This is a genomic window from Paraburkholderia sp. SIMBA_027 (assembly GCF_046535315.1).
Classification (GTDB): Bacteria; Pseudomonadota; Gammaproteobacteria; order Burkholderiales; family Burkholderiaceae; genus Paraburkholderia; species Paraburkholderia tropica.
Map to the genome: position 1 here is coordinate 1 of NZ_JAWRWY010000710.1, position 267 is coordinate 267.

The window sequence follows — 267 nt, forward strand, 5'->3', positions numbered from 1 at the left end:
TCGGCGGAGATCTTCTCCAGCGTGAGCGACGAGGTGCCCACCCCACCCTTGTACTGCCCACGGGCTATGACCGCACCCGTGCCGGCACCGACGTTTCCACGTTCGACGGCGGCATTGTCGCCTGATGCGAACGCAGCAGCGGTCGCCTGGTAACCCATGTCGGCGCCGGGTCGCGCGTTCACGTCACCGCCACGCCCGAGGTCAAAGATCGCGGCGGCCGGAACGATCGGCACCACGGTTCCAGGCACTGCGAACCCTCGGCCCTGT

At 68.2% G+C, this 267-nt stretch carries 1 protein-coding gene; it reads right to left on the minus strand.

The genetic code is table 11. The features are described from left to right. On the minus strand, positions 1–233 hold a 233-nt coding region (locus SB764_RS40880; protein ID WP_410866881.1), incomplete at its 3' end, for a P1 family peptidase. Positions 234–267 lie beyond the last annotated feature (34 nt).